The organism is Oceanobacillus luteolus, from assembly GCF_023715655.1.
Classification (GTDB): domain Bacteria; phylum Bacillota; class Bacilli; order Bacillales; family Amphibacillaceae; genus Oceanobacillus; species Oceanobacillus luteolus.
Map to the genome: position 1 here is coordinate 1 of NZ_JAMBON010000156.1, position 437 is coordinate 437.

Consider the following 437-nt stretch of genomic DNA (forward strand, 5'->3'; position numbering starts at 1 on the left):
TTCGTGGACTACGTGCAGAAAGAGATGGGTGGCCAGGCGCGACTGGGTATTGTCGGCGCGCTGAATTCGGCCATTCAGAACCAGCGGCAGAAAGGGTTCGAAGAGACGCTGAAAAGCAATCCGAAGATTACTATCGCTAACGTGGTCGACGGGCAGAACGTGCAGGATAAAGCGATGACTGCGGCGGAAAACCTGATCACCGGTAATCCGGATCTGACAGCGATTTATGCCACCGGCGAACCCGCGCTGCTCGGCGCTATCGCCGCCGTAGAAAACCAGGGGCGGCAGAAGGATATTAAAGTCTTTGGCTGGGATCTGACGGCGAAGGCGATTTCCGGTATTGACGGCGGCTACGTCACCGCCGTACTGCAGCAGGACCCGGAAAAGATGGGCGCCGAAGCCCTGAATGCGCTGAACAGCATCACGTCGGGTAAAAC

General features: G+C 57.4%; 1 protein-coding gene. It reads left to right on the forward strand.

Annotated features, from left to right (window positions below):
• On the forward strand, nt 1-437 hold a 437-nt coding region (locus tag M3210_RS20180), incomplete at both ends, for a substrate-binding domain-containing protein (RefSeq protein ID WP_251518093.1).